Source organism: Rhodococcus jostii RHA1 (assembly GCF_000014565.1).
GTDB classification, from domain to species: Bacteria; Actinomycetota; Actinomycetes; order Mycobacteriales; family Mycobacteriaceae; genus Rhodococcus_F; species Rhodococcus_F jostii_A.
Window position 1 is genome coordinate 5421474 of sequence record NC_008268.1, and the last position, 18955, is coordinate 5440428.

Sequence of the window (18955 nt, forward strand, 5' to 3'; positions counted from 1 at the left end):
TGCAACGATGGGGTCTGTGCGCCCTGTGGACGGCGAACGAATTTTCTGGGGGACGGCGAAAAGTTACCGCCTCCCGCATTCGCGAGCCAGGATACGGACGCGGTCACGCCGTGAGTGGTCGGGGATACCTTATGGGGAGGAACCGCCGTGAAGCCCGTCGACGCGCGGAAGCCGGCCACACACGATTCGGAAGGGGAGCCGTTCCCGCTGTCTGCGGCGCAGCGTGCCACCTGGTTCGCGCAGCAACTCGACCCCGCGGTGCCGATCTCGGTAGCGCACTACGTGGAACTGCACGGCGACCTCGACATCGACCTGCTGCGCCGGGAGACCATCGCGGTGGCCCGCGAGTTCCAGTCGCCGTTCCTCAAGGTCGTCGAGGTCGACGGCCGACCGATGCAGTACGTGGACCACGCCACCGACACGTCCATCGCCTTCATCGACTTTCGCGGTGAGGACGACCCGGTCGCTGCCGCGCACGAATGGATGGACCGGGACTACCAGGCCCCCCTCGATCTCGACGCGGATCGACTGTTCGAGACCTCGATTCTCTGCGTCGGAGAGTCGCATTACCTGTGGTACAGCCGCATTCACCACGTTGCGCTCGACGGATACGGCGCCATGACGGTGATCAACCGCATCGCGCACCGGTACTCGGCCGTGGTGGCCGGGCGCGAACCGGATCCGAGTCGCGCCGCGACCCTGCACGAGCTGTACGACGTCGACGCCCGCTACCGGTCGTCGGATCGCTTCGTGGCCGACCGGGAGTACTGGGCGAAGCGAGTCGAGGCCGTCGACGGATCGACCCTGGCCGACACGCCCGCCCCCGCACTCGCCAGGAGCAAGGTCGAGAGTGCCCTGCTGTCCGAGGCCGCCGTGTCCGGTATCCACGGCGCCGACAGTCGGGCAAACGCCACCGCGGCAGTCACGATCATCGCCGCCTTCGCCTGCTACCTGTCGCGGACCACGGCGAAAACTGATGTCCTCGTGAATGTTCCGATGTCCGGCCGGACCACCTCGGTGCTGCGCAACTCCGGCGGCATGATGGTCAGCGTCGCACCGCTGCCGATCACGGTCGACGAGGACGAGACGGTCGCGGACCTCGTGTCGCGGGTCAGACGTGAGCTGATGGGCGCGTTGCGGCATCAGCGGTGCAGTGTCGAGGACATCCGCCGCGACGTGGGCGCGGGCAGCGGCGCCGATCTCCACGGACCGATGGTCAACGTCATGCTGTTCCACCAGAACGTGCAGCTGGGCCCACTGGTCGGCGAATACCACATCGTCACGTCGGGTCCGGTGGAAGACCTCCTGGTCAACGTGTACCCGAGCGGGACGCCGGCCGAGATCTACGTCGATTTCCGGGCCAACCCGAACCGGTACGAGGACGCGGCGCTGCGCCTGCACCACCGGCACTTCGTCGAACTGCTGGAAGAGTTCATCTCGGCCGACCCGCAGGCCCGGGTCGCGACGATTCACGAGGTCACGGCCCGCGACGGCGAGCGACGACGCCTCGAGGCGCATCAACTCGCGTACTGGACGGATCAGCTGTCGGGGATGCCCGAAGTGCTGAATTTGCCGTCCGATCGGCCCCGGCCCGTCGAGCAATCCGGGCGGGAAGACCGCGTCGAAATTCAGATCGGCGCGGAAGCGCATGCCGCGGTGCTGGCCCTCGCGCACGAACACGACACCACCGCGTTCTCGGTTCTGCACGCAGCGTTCACCGTGCTGCTGAGCCGGCTGTCGGGGGCCTCGGACGTGATGATCGGAACCACGACCACGGCGGACCACGGCCGGAACCTCGTGGCGCTCCGTACCCGCGTCGAACCGGACACGCACTTCACGCATCTCCTCGGCCACGTCCGCGACATCGACCGGGAGGCGTTCGAGCACCGCGACGTCCCATTCGAACGGGTGGTCCGGACGCTCGCCCTCGGCGATTCGCCCGCGTACTCGCCGATCGTCCAGGTCCTTCTCGAGTGCCGTGACGAGGCGGAGACGTCCGGGATCGGCCGACTCGACCTCCGGGTGACCGCGACCGAGAACTCCGACGCCGACGGCATCCCGTCCGGCATCACGGCGACTCTCGGGTTCGCCACCGATCTGTTCGACCCCGACACGGTACGTCGCCTCGGCGAACGGTTCCGCCGAATCCTGGAGACGACCGCCGACGACCCCGGGCTCGTCGTCGGCGACCTCGACATCCTGTCCGATACCGAACGGGCCACACTCGTTCCGGTCTCCGGCAGTCCGGGGCGACCGGGCCGCACCTTGCCCGAATTGTTCTCCGCGGCAGCACGAACCAACCCCGACGGTATCGCGCTCTCGTATCGCGGTACCGAGGTGACGTACCGCGAAGTGGACGAGCGCTCGAACCAGTTGGCGCGCGTCCTCGCCGGACGCGGCATCGGGCCGGAAAACTTCGTCGCACTGGGCACGACTCGCTCGATCGAGTCGGTTCTGTCGATGCTGGCGGTGGCGAAGTCGGGTGCGGCCTACGTGCCGGTGGACCCGAACTACCCGGCCGAACGTATCGAGCACATGCTCGGCGATTCGGGTGCCGCCCTGGGCATCACGGTGTCCGCCGTCCGTTCCCTGCTTCCGGACGCGATTCCGTGGCTCGTACTCGACGACGACGAATTCCGGACCCACTGTGCGGCGCACCCGGTATCCGTCGTGACCGATGCCGAGCGGGCGCGGCCTCTCCGCGTGGAGAACCCGTCCTACGTGATCTACACATCCGGTTCCACGGGCAGGCCCAAAGGCGTCGTGGTCACACACGGTGGCCTGGACAACTTCGCGGCCGAGCAGCGCTCACGATTCGGGGCGACGGAGACATCCCGGATTCTGCACTTCTCCACACCGAGTTTCGACGCGTCCGTCTCCGAGTACCTGCACGTGTTCGCCGCCGCGGCAACCATGGTGATCGTGCCGCCCACGGTTTACGGCGGCGCCGAGTTGTCCCGCTTCCTGAAGTCGGAGCGGGTCACTCACGGATTCGTCACCACTGCCGCGCTCGGAACGGTCGAACCGGACGGACTCGCCGACCTCGGCGACGTGGTGTTCGGCGGCGAGGCGTGCCCGCCGGAACTCGTCGAGCGGTGGGCGCCCGGTCGCAGATTGAGCAACGCGTACGGGCCCAGCGAGGCCACCGTGATGTCCAACATCAGTGCACCGATGTCACCGACCGGCACCATCACGGTGGGCGGTCCGCTCCGCGGGTTCCACGAGGTCGTCCTCGACGCGCGGTTGCAACCGGTGCCGCCCGGCGTCGCCGGGGAGCTGTACGTCGCGGGTGACGGCCTCGCCCGCGGGTATCACGGCAAATCAGCGCTGACGGCCGAACGGTTCGTGGCCAACCCCTTCGGCGGCCCCGGCGAGCGGATGTATCGAACCGGGGACGTGGTGCGGTGGCGCACCGACCTTTCACTGGAGTACCTGGGCCGCATCGATTTCCAGGTGAAGATACGCGGATTCCGCATCGAGCCCGGTGAGATCGACACCGTCCTCCACGCCCATCCGCGCGTGCGGACCGCGATGACGATGCCGCGAACGGCACCGTCCGGCGACACGGTGCTCGTGTCGTACGTGCTGCCTGCGGCCGGGCACCAGCTCGCGACTCGCGAGTTGATCGACTATGCCGCAGAGCAATTGCCGACGTACATGGTGCCGGCGGCGATCGTGGTACTGGACGAGATCCCGATGACACCGGTGGGGAAGCTCGATCGTGCGGCACTGCCGGCGCCGGAATTCCTCTCCACGGCCACCGAGTTCCGTGCACCTGCCACTCCGGTGGAGCGGGCGGTCGCGCGAGTGTTCGCCGACGTGCTGGGTGTCGAACGAATCGGGCTCGACGACAGCTTCTTCGACCTCGGCGGAAATTCACTGGTCGCGACGAAAGTGGTGGCGCGGGTCAACGCCGCACTCGGCATCGACCTCGTGGTGCGGACCCTGTTCGAGGCACCGACGGTGGAGGCACTGGCAGACCGGATCGAGGGTACTCACGCGAGGCGCCCCGACCGCCCGGACCTGGTGGCGCAGACACGTCCCGACCGGATCCCGCTTTCGCTCGCCCAGCAACGTATGTGGTTCGTCAATCAGTACGACACCTCGTCGCCGGCCTACAACATTCCGATGGCGCTCCGACTGTCCGGAACGCTCGACGTGGAGGCGCTCCGGGCCACGGTTGCGGACGTCCTCGAACGACACGAATCGCTGCGCACGGTGTATCCGGCGTCGGTGGACGGACCGCAACAAGTGATCCTGCCACCGGGGGAGGTGATTCCGGATCTGGAGCCGACGGTCTGCGAAGACGAGGACGCGGTGCGCGCGCGGATCGCCGAATTGACCGCTCGGGGCTTCGACGTGAGCACCGAGGTGCCCGTACGTGGTGCCCTGTTCCGGACCGGCCACGACGAGAACGTCCTCATACTGGTGGTGCACCACATTTCGGCGGACGGAGCGTCGCTGGCCCCGCTCGCGCACGACCTGATGGTGGCCTACTCGGTGCGGATACAGCAGCAGGCGCCGGACTGGCGGCCACTCCCGGTGCAGTACGCCGACTACAGCCTGTGGCAGCGGGCGGCCCTCGGCAGTGACGAGAACCCCGACAGCATGATGTCGGCGCAGTTGGAATACTGGAAGCAGACGCTGTCCGGCCTCCCCGACGCGATAGATCTTCCCCTCGATCGACCGAGACCCGCGGACAGAGCATTACGGGGTGGGATCGTCCGGTTCCCGGTGTCGGCGGAACAGCATCGGGCGCTTCTGCTCATTGCGCGGCAGCACAACTCCACGATGTTCATGGTGATGCACGCGGTGCTGGCGGTATTGGCGGCGCGGCTGAGTGGTTCCGGAGACATCGCGATCGGGACGCCGATCGCCGGGCGCGGCGAGGAAGCACTCGACGACGTGGTGGGGATGCTCGTCAACACTCTGGTCCTGCGGACGACCGTCGAGCCCGCAGCAACGTTCGCCGAGGTGCTGTCGCGGGCGCGGGAGGCGGATCTGGCAGCGTTCGGTCATGCCGAGGTGCCGTTCGAGAGCGTGGTGGACACGGTCGCACCGACCCGCTCGACAGCGTACTCACCGCTGTTCCAGGTTCTTCTGGAGTTTCAGAACACCGCCCCGGCGCACCTCGACCTGCCGGGACTGACGGTGGAGATCCTCGATGTCGATTCCGGTGTGTCCAAATTCGATCTGCAGTTGACGCTCGCGGAACGCTACGACGCGTCCGGGACGCCGGCAGGCGTCGACGCGTCGTTCACGTTCGCGTCGGACGTGTTCGATCCGGACACGGTCACGGGATTCGGGGAACGGTTCCTCCGGATTCTGGCGGGTCTGGTTGCGGATCCGGACACCGCGGTCGGTGATGTGGAGGTTCTGGGGCCGGGTGAGCGGGCGTTGGTGGTGGGTTCGTGGAATGCGACGGGTCACCCGGTGCCGCACACCACCCTCGTCGACCTGCTCGACGCGCAGGTGGGGCGGACTCCTGGTGCTGCGGCGGTGGTGTGTGGGGATGTGGTGTTGTCGTATGGGGAGTTCGATGCGCGGGTGAATCGGCTGGCGCGGTTCTTGGTCGCGGCGGGGGTGGGTCCGGAGTCGTCGGTGGGTGTGGCCGTGCGTCGTTCGGTGGAGATGCTGGTGGGGATTTACGCGGTGGTGAAGGCGGGTGGGGCGTATGTGCCGATAGATCCGGGTCAGCCTGCCGAGCGGGTGGGGTATGTGGTGGGGATTGCGGATCCGGTGCTGGTGTTGACGTCGTCGGCGGATCGGGTGGTGGTGCCTGCGGGTGTGCGGGTGGTGGAGTTGGACACCCTGGATGTGTCGGGGTTTTCGGCGGGTCCGGTGGGGGACGGCGATCGATCGGGTCCGGTGCGGCCGGAGAATCCGGCGTATGTGATCTTCACGTCGGGGTCGACGGGTCGGCCTAAGGGTGTGGCGGTTCCGCACGAGGGTGTCGTGAATCGGTTGTTGTGGATGCAGGATCGGTATGGGTTGGCGTCGGATGATGTGGTGTTGCAGAAGACGCCGGTGACGTTCGATGTGTCGGTGTGGGAGTTGTTCTGGCCGTTGATCGTCGGTGCGCGGTTGGTGATCGCGGAGCCGGACGGGCACCGCGACCCGGCGTACCTCGAACGGGTGATCCGCGAGGAGTCGGTCACCACTGTGCATTTCGTGCCGTCGATGCTCGAGGTGTTTCTGGCGGGGGCGAACGTGGAGGGGTGCGGTGCGCTGCACCGGGTGTTCACCAGCGGTGAGGCCTTGCCGTCGGCAACTGCGGCACGTCTGCGCGGGGTGAGCGGGGCGGAGCTGCACAACTTGTACGGTCCGACCGAGGCTGCGGTCGACGTGACGTTCCACGAGGTCTCCGGGTCGGATCGGACTGTGGTCCCGATCGGGGCGCCGGTGTGGAATACGCAGACCTATGTGCTGGACGGGCGGTTGCGGGTGGTGCCGGTGGGGGTGGCGGGGGAGTTGTATCTCGGGGGCGTGCAGTTGGCGCGGGGGTATCAGGGGCGAGCAGACCTGACGGCGGATCGTTTTGTGGCGAATCCGTTCGGTACGGGGCGGTTGTATCGGACGGGGGATCGGGTCCGGTGGTTGCCGTCCGGTGAGTTGGAGTATTTGGGGCGTACGGATTTTCAGGTGAAGTTGCGGGGTCAGCGGGTCGAGTTGGGGGAGATCGAGGCGGTGTTGTTGCGCCGGGAGGATGTGGCGCAGGCGGTGGTGGTGCTGCGCGGGGATGGGTCGTCGGGGGAGTATCTGGCGGGGTATGTGGTGCCGGTGGCCGGGGCGGTGGTGGACGAGCGGGTGGTGCGGGAGTCGGCTGCGGTGGCGTTGCCGGGGTTCATGGTGCCGTCGGTGGTGGTGGTGCTGGCGGAGTTGCCGGTGACGGTGAACGGCAAACTCGACCGCAAGGCCCTGCCCGAACCCGACTTCGGCACGCGCACGATCGGATATCGCGCCCCCACCACACCCGCGGAGGAAGCGATCGCCACGGCCTTCGCGGCCGTCCTCGGGGTCGATCGCGTCGGGGCCGACGACAGCTTCTTCGACCTCGGGGGAGACTCGCTCAGTGCCACCCGCGCGGTCGGACGCATCAACAGCGCACTGGACACGGCTCTGGGTGTCGCCGCGCTGTTCGACGCACCCGTGGTGTCCGATCTGGCCGTCCGGATCGACTCGGACGTGAGGACGAGTTCCGCCTCCCCGGCACTCACCGCGACGGCGCGGCCCGAACGGATTCCCCTTTCCCTCGCGCAGCAGCGCATGTGGTTCGTCAACCAATTCGACACCTCCTCACCGGCCTACAACATCCCGGTCGCCTTGGACTTGGACGGCGCGGTGGACCTGACTGCGCTACAAGCGGCACTCGGCGACGTCATGGAACGGCACGAGTCGCTGCGGACCGTGTTTCCCGGTTCCGCCGACGGACCCCGGCAGGTGATCGTCGATTCCGCGCTCGCGACCCCCGAACTCGATCCGGTCCCGGTTGCCGAAGGGGCCCTTCGCGACTCGCTCACCGCATTCTTCGGCGTGGGATTCGATGTCACCGAGGACCTTCCGATCCGGGTGCGACTGTGGGAACTCGCTCCCGAGCGGCACGTTCTCGCCCTCGTCGCGCACCACATCGCGGCCGACGGCTTCTCCATGGCACCCCTGGCGCGGGACGTGATGCTCGCCTACACCGCCCGCGCACAGCAGCAGGCACCCGGCTGGGCGCCGCTGCCCGTGCAGTACGCCGACTACAGCCTGTGGCAGCGAGCGGCTCTGGGCACCGAAGAGCAGCCCGATTCGATGATGTCCGGGCAGCTCGGCTACTGGGCGCGGACGTTGTCGGGCATCCCGGACGTGCTGCCACTGCCCCTGGATCGGCCACGACCCCTCCAGCGGTCGTTCCTCGGGGACGTCGTCCCGTTCGACATCCCGCCCTCCGTTCACAAAGCTCTGACCGAGCTTGCACGCCAGTACAATTCGACTCTGTTCATGGTGGTGCACGCCGCGCTGGCCGTGCTGCTCGAGAGAGTATCGGGATCGGACGACGTGGTGGTGGGAACCCCGATCGCGGGCCGGGGCCACGCGGCACTCGACGACGTCGTGGGAATGTTCGTCAACACGCTGGTGCTTCGCACAGCGGTGGCACCAGGGTCGTCGTTCGCCGACGTGCTCACCGACGTGCGGTCGGTCGACCTCGGCGCGTTCGAGCACGCAGACCTCCCCTTCGAGCGTCTGGTGGACCAACTCGCACCCGAGCGGTCCACCGCGCACTCACCCCTGTTCCAGGTGTTGCTCGAATTCCAGAACGCCACCCGCACCCACCTGGAACTGCCCGGGTTGACCGCCCGGTCGCTCGACGTCGATCTGGACGTCGCGAAGTTCGATCTGCAGCTGAGCCTGGTGGAGCGGGTCGACGAGCAGGGGGTTCCGGCCGGGATCGGCGCCGGCCTCCGCTACGCGACCGACGTGTTCGATCGTGCGTCGGTAAAGAGTTTCGCGGAGCGCTTCGTGCGCGTGATCGAGGCCGTGACCACCGACCCGGCCACACCCGTCGGGGACATCGACATCCTGCACGCGCCCGAACGCGAACTCGTGCTCACCGCCGCGCATCGGCCGGGGACCGACGTCCCGCCGCTGTCGCTCGTGGACGCGTTCGATCGCATGGTGGCATCCGCGGGCGACGCCGTCGCGGTGCGCTGCGACGGCGCGTCGATGACCTACCGCGCACTCGACGACCGGGCCAACCGGCTCGCGCGACTTCTCGTGGCGCAGGGGGTAGGTGCGGAAACGCTGGTGGTGGTGGGGATGACGCGGTCGATCGACCTCGTCGTGGCGCTGCTCGCAGTGGTGAAGACGGGCGCCGGGTACCTTCCGGTGGATGTGGCCTCTCCTGCCGAGCGGTTGGCTTTCGTGCTCGGCGACGCCCGGCCGGAGTGTGTGCTCACCACGACCGCGGACGCGGGGACCTTCCGCGGCGCCGGGGTCCCGGTGGTGGTGCTGGACGACCCCGAGACCGTGACTGCGCTGCAGCAGTTCTCGTCGCTGCCGGTGACCGACGACGACCGTCGTACTCCACTGCACCTGGATTCGGTGGCATACGTGATCTACACGTCGGGTTCCACCGGGCAGCCGAAGGGCGTGCAGGTCTCGCACCGCAACGTGATCACGTTGCTGGCGAACACCCAGACGCTGTTCGGATTCGGACCGGCCGACGTGTGGACCATGTTCCATTCCGCCGCGTTCGACTTCTCGGTGTGGGAAATGTGGGGAGCGCTCGCACACGGTGGCCGGCTGGTGCTGGTGGACTATTTCACGGCGCGCTCACCCGAGAGGTTCCTCGAACTCCTGCGCGGTGAAACCGTCACGGTCGTGAATCAGACCCCCACCGCCTTCTACCAATTGGCGGAGGCCGATCGCCTCGCCGGTGGTCCCGGCCTGTCGCTGCGATACGTGATCTTCGGCGGGGAGGCCCTCGAATTCGGCCAGTTGCGGCGCTGGTACGCACGCCGCGGCGACGCCGCACCGGTCCTGGTCAACATGTACGGCATCACGGAAACGACCGTGCACGTCAGCCACCTGCCGATCCACCGGGACCTCGTCGAGGAGGAGTCCGCATCGGTGATCGGCCGGGGACTGCCCGGACTGCGCGTGTACGTGCTCGACGGACGACTCCATCCGGTGCCGCCGGGCGTGGTCGGCGAGATGTACGTCTCGGGTGCGCAGGTTTCGCGCGGCTACCTGGGCCGGGCCGCCCTCACGTCCGGCCGATTCGTCGCCGACCCCTTCACTCCCGGGGCCCGCATGTACCGGTCCGGCGACCTGGGCAGGTGGAACGGGCACGGACAGCTGGAGTACCTCGGCCGCAACGACCTCCAGGTGCAGGTGAAGGGCTACCGGATCGAACTCGGGGAGGTGGAAGCGGCGCTGCTCGCGTGCGAGGGGGTGGCGCAGTCGGTCGTGACTGCACGCGGGGACCGGTTGGTGGGGTACGTGGTGCCGGAGACCGGCGCCGCGATCGACCCGGCCGCGATCATCGATGCGGCCGCGGTGCGATTGGCGTCGCACATGGTGCCGGCCGCGGTGGTGGTTCTCGACGAGCTGCCGCGGACGGTGAACGGCAAACTCGATCGGAAAGCCCTGCCCGAACCGGACTTCGGACAGCGGGTGACGGCGGGCCGCGGCCCGGTCACCGAGACCGAACGGATCCTCGCCGACCTGTTCGCGGAGGTCCTCGGCCTCGACTCGGTGGGGGTCGACGATTCGTTCTTCACCCTCGGCGGGGATTCGATCATGTCCATCCAACTGGTCACCCGCGCCAAGGGCGCCGGGATACTGATCTCACCGCGCGAGGTGTTCGAGCGCAAAACCGTTGCCGGGCTGGCCGCGGCTGCCGGGACGGAAGACGGGACGGTGGTTCTCGACGAGCTGCCGGGAGGCGGGATCGGCGAGATTCCGCTGACCCCGATCGTGCGGTGGATGCTCGCCCGGGGCGGGGATTTCCGCCGCTACTCGCAGTCCGCACTGTTCACGCTGCCCGCCACGGTGGACGAACGCACCCTGACGGAAGCTCTGCAGGCCGTGCTGGATCGGCACGAGCTGTTGCGGGCCCGGCTGTACCGCACGTCCCGCACCGAAGAGGGCTGGTCGATGGAGGTGCAGGCCGAAGGATCGGTGCGGGCGACGACCGTTCTCCGCCGGGGGCGGATGGACGATGTCGGCGCCGAACTGGACAGCGCCCTCCACCGGCTCGACCCGGAATCGGGCGTGATGATGCAGGCGGTCTGGCTGGACCGGGCCGAACATCCGGCTCGCGTGCTGATCGTCGTCCATCATCTGGTGACGGACGGTGTGTCCTGGCGGATCCTGATCCCCGACCTCGCGGCGGCGTGCGCGCAACTGCAGTCCGGCGCGGCACCGGCGCTGGAGCCACCGGGGACGTCGATGCGCCGGTGGGCGCACGCACTCGCCGACGCCGCGCGTGAACCCCCGCGCACCGCCGAGGTCGAACTCTGGCAGGGAATGCTGAACGCGCCCGACCCGCTGCTGGGATCGCGCCGGGTGACCCCGTCGGACACCGCCGCGACGGCCGCGGACATCGCGGTACGGGTTCCGGCCCCGCTGACCGAGACGCTCCTGACGACCGTGCCGCGGGCCTTCCACGGCAGCGTGGGAGATGCGCTGCTGACGGCGCTGACCATGGCGCTGACGAGCTGGCGGCGACGACGCGGGATCGAACTGTCCGGCGCGCTGGTCAGTCTCGAGGGACACGGTCGCGAGGAGCAGTTGGCGCCTGGCGCTGATCTCGCACGCACGATCGGCTGGTTCACGACGATCTTCCCGGTGCGACTCGATCTGAGCGGGGTGGACCTCGACGACGCGTTCGCCGCGGGCCCGTCCGCGGGGGCCGCGGTGAAGACCGTGAAGGAGCAACTCCTCGCCGTTCCCGACCACGGCATCGGTTTCGGGGTTCTCCGGTATCTGAACGACGAGACGGCGCAGGTTCTTTCGCCGCTGCCGATGCCTCAGGTCAGTTTCAACTATCTCGGCAGGATGGGCCCGACCGCCACGGCGACCGCGGAGGGGTGGGTGCCGGTCGACGAACCCGGACTGCGCGAGAAGTCGGCGGTGCCCGTCGCGGCCGTCGTCGACGTCAACGCGATGACCGTCGACTCGGGCGACGGCCCCCAGCTGAACTCCACGTGGACGTACCCGCCGGGCGTCCTCACCCGCGAGGAGGTCGAGGAACTCGCGCAGCTGTGGGTGCAGGCACTCGCTGCTCTCGGCGCGCATGCGGAGTCGGGCGGCGGCGGGTTCACACCGTCGGATCTCGATCTCGTCGAACTGCGGCAGGATGCGATCGAGGACCTCGAACACGTGTGTCCGGACCTGACGGACGTGTGGCCGCTGTCGCCCCTGCAGTCCGGCATGCTGTTCCACTCCGAACTCGCCGACGACTCCCTCGATGTCTACCTGGTGCAGGTGAGCCTCGAACTGGAGGGCACCGTGGATCCGCGTCGACTGCGCCGCGCGGCCGATGCGCTGCTGGACCGGCACGCCAATCTGCGGGCCGGCTTCCTGCACGACGCCGAGGGCAACGCCGTCCACGTGATCCGGCGACGGGTGGAGGCGCCCTGGCGCGACGTCCAACTCACGGCTCTGGACGAGGACGCCGCGGCGGCCGAGGTCGCGCGACTGCTGGCCGAGGACCGGGTCCGCCCGTTCGACCTGACACGTGCCCCGCTGATCCGGTTCATGCTGATCGCGACCGCCCCGAACCGTTATCGGCTGGTGTCGACCAACCACCACATCCTCCTCGACGGCTGGTCGATGCCGTTGCTGGTCCGGGAGTTGCTGACGCTCTACGCCACCGACGGGGACCCGTCGCCGCTGCCCCGCGTCCGCGGGTACCGCGACTATCTGGCGTGGATGAGCCGCCGAGATCACGGCGCCTCCCGGGAGGTGTGGGGGCGGGCCCTCGCCGGGGTGGACGGACCGACGTTGCTGGCCCGCTCGGATCCGGGACGACGGCTGTCCACGATGTCCGACGAGTTCGTCTTCGACCTGGACGAGGACCACACCACCCGCCTGCGTGACGTCGCGCGGTCGCGTGGCCTGACGGTCAATACGCTCGTTCAGGTCGCGTGGGGGATTGTGCTGGGTACGTTGACCGCCCGCGACGACGTGCTGTTCGGTGCCACCGTCTCGGGGCGGCCTCCCGAACTGGCCGGCATCGAGACGATGGTCGGACTGTTCATCAACACCTTGCCCGTCCGGGTCAGGCTGCGCCCCGACGACACGGTGGGTGCCCTGCTGGAGCGCGTGCAGGCCGAGCAGGCGGCGTTGCTGGATCACCACTACCTCGGGTTGGCCGAGATTCAGAGTGCCGCCGGGCCGGAGGTCGGATTCGACACGCTGACGGTGTTCGAGTCGTACCCCGTCGATCGCGCCGGGCTCTCCACCGAGACCGACATCGCCGGAATGCGCGTCACCGGAGTGGATGCGCGCGATGCGGCCCATTATCCGCTGAGTCTCGTGGCATCCGTCGACTCTCGTCTTCGCCTGAAATTCGAGTACCTGCCGGACATCTTCGACGCGGACACCATCGACGACATCGCCGGGCGCGTGCTGCGGGTGCTCGACGCCTGCACTCGTCCCGACCGGCCGCTGGCCGCGCTGTCGCTGCTGACCGACCGGGAGCGCGCCGACCTGGTGCCGGTCCGCGGCCGTCCGGGTGGGTCGATACGCACGCTGCCCCAGATTCTCGCCGAGGGAGCCGCGCTCGATCCGGGCGCGATCGCACTGTCCTCCGAGGACGGCGACGTGAGCTACGGCGACCTGGACGAGCGGTCGAATCGCCTGTCGCGCGCACTCATCGCCCGTGGTGCGGGCCCGGAGACGTTCGTGGCCATCGGAATACCGCGGTCCCTCGACTCGATACTGTCGGTGTGGGCGGTGGCGAAGACCGGTGCGGCGTTCGTGCCGATCGACCCGAACTACCCCGACGAGCGCATCACCCACATGCTCGTCGATTCCGGAGTCACCCTCGGCGTGACCACGACCGCACACCGTGACCGGCTCCCGGGCGCCGCGCACTGGCTGGTGCTCGACGAACCCGCCTTCGCGATCGAGTGCGCCGAGCGCGCGGGGGCACCCGTGACCGATGCCGACCGGAGCGGTCCGGTCACGCTGGACACCGCCGCGTACGCCGTCTACACGTCGGGATCCACGGGTGTGCCCAAGGGCGTAGTGGTCACCCATCGCGGACTCGACAACTTCGCACTCGACCAGCTCGAACGTTTCGGGGCGACACCGCAGTCCCGGACTCTGCACTTCTCCACGCCGAGTTTCGACGGGTCGGTGTTCGAGTACCTGCAGGCCTTCGGTGCCGGCGCGACGATGGTGATCGCGGCGCCCACCGTGTTCGGCGGTGAGGAACTCGCGAGGCTGCTGGCCGACCGGCGCGTCACCCACGCGTTCATCACCACCGCTGCGCTGGCGTCACTCGATCCGGCCGGGCTGGTGCATCTCACGGACCTGGTGTTCGGCGGCGAGGCCTGCCCACCCGAACTCGTCGCCCGCTGGGCGCCGGGCCGTCGGCTGTACAACGCGTACGGACCGACCGAGACGACGATCATGTCCAACATCAGCGAGCCGATGGTTCCCGGAAACCCGATCACCATCGGCGGCCCGATCCGCGGGGTGACGGAACTGGTGCTCGACCCCCGGCTGCAACCGGTCCCCGTGGGAGTTCCCGGCGAGTTGTATCTCGCCGGCGCCGGCCTGGCCCGCGGCTACCACCGCCGACCGGCACTCACCGCCGAACGGTTCGTCGCCCACCCCGTCCGCCCCGGCGAGAGGATGTACCGCACCGGCGACATCGTGCGGTGGACGGCAGACCGCAGCATCGAGTACGTGGGCCGCACCGACTTCCAGGTGAAGGTGCGCGGCTTCCGCATCGAACTCGGCGAGATCGACTCCACCCTCATGTCGGAGCCGGACGTCGGATTCGCCGCCACTCTCGCGCACCGCGGACCCGCGGGAGACACCCTGCTGGTGTCGTACGTCGTTCCGGCGTCGGGGCGCTCCCTCGACCCGGTCGTACTCACCCGGCACTTGGCGGACCGCCTGCCGTCCCACATGGTGCCCACCTCCATCACGGTGCTGGAGCGCATCCCGCTGACCGCCGTCGGCAAGCTGGACCGCGCGGCACTGCCCGAACCCGACCTGCTCTCCGGGACAGGGCACGACCGGGTGCCGGTCGGTCCGATCGAGGACGCGGTGGCCGTCGTCTTCGCAGAGGTACTCGGACTGGCGCGCGTCGGCGCCGACGCCGGTTTCTTCGACATCGGCGGCAACTCCCTGAGCGCTACCCGGGTGATGGCACGGCTGCGCGCGCTGCTCGGCACCGACTGTGGGGTGCGGGATCTGTTCGAGGCGCCCACGGTCGCCGCGCTGGCGGCACGGATCGAGCACGCCGGCGCCGGGCCGTCCGGACATCCGGTGCTCGCGGCCCGCAGCCGGCCCGACGACATTCCGCTGTCGTACGCGCAGCAGCGGATGTGGTTCGTCAACCAGCTCGACACCACCTCGGCTGCCTACAACATCCCGATCGTGGTGTCACTGAGCGGGGCCCTCGATGTGGGAGCGCTGAACTCGGCACTCACCGACGTCGTCGCCCGGCACGAGTCGCTGCGCACGATGTTCCCGGTCCGCGGGGACTGGCCGGTTCAGCAGATCCTGCCCGCCGAGGGTGCCGTGCCCACTCTGACCCCCGTCCCCGTCGCGGACGAGCACGGCCTGCGAGAGGAGCTGACCCGGCTGGTCTCGGCGGGTTTCGACGTCACCGTGCGGATCCCGCTGCGGGCCGGACTGTATTCACTGAGCGACACCGAGCACGTACTCGCCGTGGTGGTGCATCACATCTCGGCGGACGGGTTCTCGATGGTCCCGCTGGTGCGCGACGTGATGACCGCGTACGGCGCCCGCGTCGGCGGCGGCGCACCCGACTGGCCGCCCCTGCCGGTGCAGTACGCCGATTACGCCCTGTGGCAACGGGAGTCGCTGGGTTCGGACGACGACCCCCGATCGCTGATCTCGCGGCAACTCGACTACTGGACGACCACACTCGCAGGCGCCCCCGACCTCCTGGAACTCCCCACGGATCGGGATCGGCCGTCCCAGCAGTCCTTCCGCGGCGCGCGCATCCACTTCGCCGTCGACAGCGACCTGCACCGTCGCATCGGCGAACTGTCGCGACGTCTCGGCTCCACCGAATTCATGACCGTGCACGCCGCACTGGCGGTGTTGCTCAGCCGTCTCGGGGGAACCCCGGACGTCGCCGTCGGCGCCCCGATCGCCGGCCGGGGAGACCCCGCACTCGACGACCTGGTGGGCATGTTCGTGGGCACGCTCGCCCTGCGCACGCAGGTGGATGCGGCCGAGTCGTTCACCGCCCTGGCCGCGCACTGTCGCGACGTCGATCTCGAAGCCTTCGCCCATGCCGACGTTCCGTTCGAGCGGGTGGTGGACGCGGTGGGCCCGACCCGATCGACGGCGTATGCGCCGCTCGTCCAGGTCTCGCTGGAATTCCAGAACAACGAGCGACCGGTCCTGACACTGCCGGGGCTGGAAGTCCGCGGAATCGATCCCGGCCTCGCCGTGGTCAAGGTGGATCTCGAATTCCTCCTGGCGGAGGAGTTCGACGCGAACGGTGCGCCGGCCGGGATGAACGGCGCCGTCGACTTCGCCACCGATCTCTTCGACTCCGACACGGTCCGCGGCTTCGCCGACCGCTTCGTGCGCATCCTCGACGCCGTCACCGCGAATCCGGACCGGCCGATCGGCGACCTCCCCCTCCTCGACGAGGTGGAGTTGCGGGCGATGGTGCCTGCCCGCGGCGAGCCGCAGGTGCGCCCCGAGCTGTGGCCCGATCTGCTGACGGCCGCCGCAGCACTCGACCCGGACTCGGTGGCCCTGTCCTTCGAGGACCGGCGGGTCAGCTACCGCCAACTCGACGAGTGGTCCAACCGGGTGGCCCGGGTCCTCCGCGGACGCGGGGTGGGACCGGAGACGTTCGTGGCAGTCGGAATGCCCCGGTCGATCGAGTCGGTGGTCTCGATCTGGTCGATCACCAAGGCAGGCGCGGCGTTCGTGCCCGTCGACCCCACCTACCCGCGCGACCGCATCGACTACATGCTCATCGACTGCCGGGCTGCGCTCGGCCTCACCGTGAGAAGTCGCCGGAGCACCCTGCCCGACACCGTTCCGTGGCTGATCCTCGACGACGAGGACTTCGCCACGCAGGCGTCGGCCGTGTCGTCGGCACCGATCACCGACGCGGATCGGACGAATCCGTTGCACCTCGCTCACCCGGCCTATCTCATCTACACGTCGGGGTCGACCGGCAGGCCGAAGGGCGTGACCGTCACCCACCGGGGCATGGCCGATTTCACCGCGGAGACGCACCAACGGTTCCAGGTCACGCACGAGTCCCGGGTGTCGCAGCTGGCGTCCCCGAGTTTCGACGCCTCGGTGTTCGAGCTGATGATGGCGTTCAGTGCGTCGGCGCGCGTCGTGATCGTGCCGCCTGCCATCGTCGGGGGCAGCGAACTGGCGGATCTGTTCCGTCGCGAGCAGGTGACTCATGCGACCATCACGCCGACCGCACTGGCGGCCCTCGACAACGACGGACTCGATTCGCTCCGGGTCCTGGATCTGGTGGGCGAGGCGTGCCCGCCGGAGGTGGTGGCGAGGTGGGCTCCGGGTCGGAGCCTGCACAGCGGGTACGGGCCCACGGAGACCACGATCCAGGCGAGCGTCAGCGACCCGATGCGTCCCGGCGAGAGCGTGAACATCGGGGCACCCGCCCGGGGATTCGCTTTCCTGGTCCTCGACGAGCGGCTGCAGCCGGTCCCGGTCGGTGTGCCCGGCGAGTTGTACATCGCCGGACCGGGTATGGCACGCGGGTACCACAACCGGGCGGCGCTCACCTCGGAACGATTCGTGGCCTGCAACTTCGGGGAACCGGGGTGCCGGATGTACCGGACCGGTGACGTGGTGCGCTGGCGTGAGTCGGCGAGCGCACTCGAGTACATCGGGCGCAGCGACTTCCAGGTCAAGGTCCGTGGATTCCGTATCGAACTCGGGGAGATCGACGCCGTGCTCACCCGTCACCCGGCGGTTGCGTTCGCCGCGACCATCGGTCACATCGGCCCGTCCGGTGACACCGTGCTCGCGTCGTACGTGCGGGCTCAGGACGGGCAGGAGGTGCAGCCCGCGGGACTGCGCACCTACGCGTCCGAGCGACTGCCCGCCCACATGGTGCCGTCCGCGGTGGTCGTACTCGATCGGATTCCGATGACCCCGGTGGGCAAGCTCGACCGGAAGGCGTTGCCAGCCCCGGAGTTCGGTTCGACCGGTGCGGCGTTCCGGGCGCCGGCCACGGAAAACGAGCGCATCGTCGTGGACGCCTTCACGGAGGTTCTCGGGGTGGACCGGGTGGGTACCGCGGACAGCTTCTTCGATCTCGGTGGAAATTCGCTCCTCGCCACCAGGATCGTCGGCGCGCTGCAGGCTGCGCTGGACCGGAGGGTTCCGCTGCAGTGGATGTTCCTCGACCCGACACCGGCGGGGATCGCGCGCCGCCTCGACCTGCCGCATCGGAGCGCCGGCATGGAAGAGGCACTCGCCGTGGTGATTCCGTTGCGTGCGCAGGGAAGCGGGCGACCGTTGTTCTGCGTGCATCCGGGCATCGGCCTGTCCTGGGGGTACGCCGGGCTGGTGCGGTATCTCCCTCCCGACCGGCCGGCGTACGGACTGCAGCTGCCCACGATCAGCGATGACGGCGACTACCGGACGATCGAGCAACTGGCCCACCGCTACATCGAGGAGATGCAGGCCATCCAGCCCACGGGCCCGTACGACCTGCTCGGCTGGTCACTCGGCGGGGTCATCGCGCACGCCATGGCCGTCGAACTGCAGGCAGCCGGCGAAGAGGTCGCGACGCTTGCCGTCATGGACAGCTACCCCGTGGGCGGCGAGGACCCGCCGGCCGACCGGCTGGAGATCCGGGACCTCCTGCGCGGGTTGGGACTCCAGGCCGAGGGGGACGGTGAGATGACCTACGAGCACGCCGCGCGGTTGATCGACGAATCGTTCGGGACCGAGACCGGAGTGCGGGGGCACGACCTCGAACGCATCGCCGCCGGGTACGAGAGTTCGAGGTGGCTCGCCCACCACTTCGTGCCCCGGGTGTACGACGGCGACCTGCTCATCTTCCCCGCCACGCGCGACGGGAACGGCACGACCCGGGCCCGGTCGGCGGACGAGTGGCGGCCGCTCGTGACCGGTCGGATCGACGAGCAGCCCGTGGACTGCGGGCACAACGAGATGATCGAGCCGCAGTCCCTCGCCGTCATCGGGCCGGTCCTCTCGCGCACGCTCTCCGAACGGCCGTGACTCG

1 protein-coding gene is annotated in these 18955 nt (G+C 68.9%); it reads left to right on the forward strand.

The window, feature by feature from the left end:
* Positions 1-147 precede the first annotated feature (147 nt).
* Positions 148-18951 carry a non-ribosomal peptide synthase/polyketide synthase gene (locus RHA1_RS24970; RefSeq protein ID WP_041811982.1) on the forward strand — a complete coding sequence of 6268 codons (18804 nt, stop codon included), beginning with the start codon at positions 148-150 and terminating at the stop codon, positions 18949-18951.
* Positions 18952-18955 lie beyond the last annotated feature (4 nt).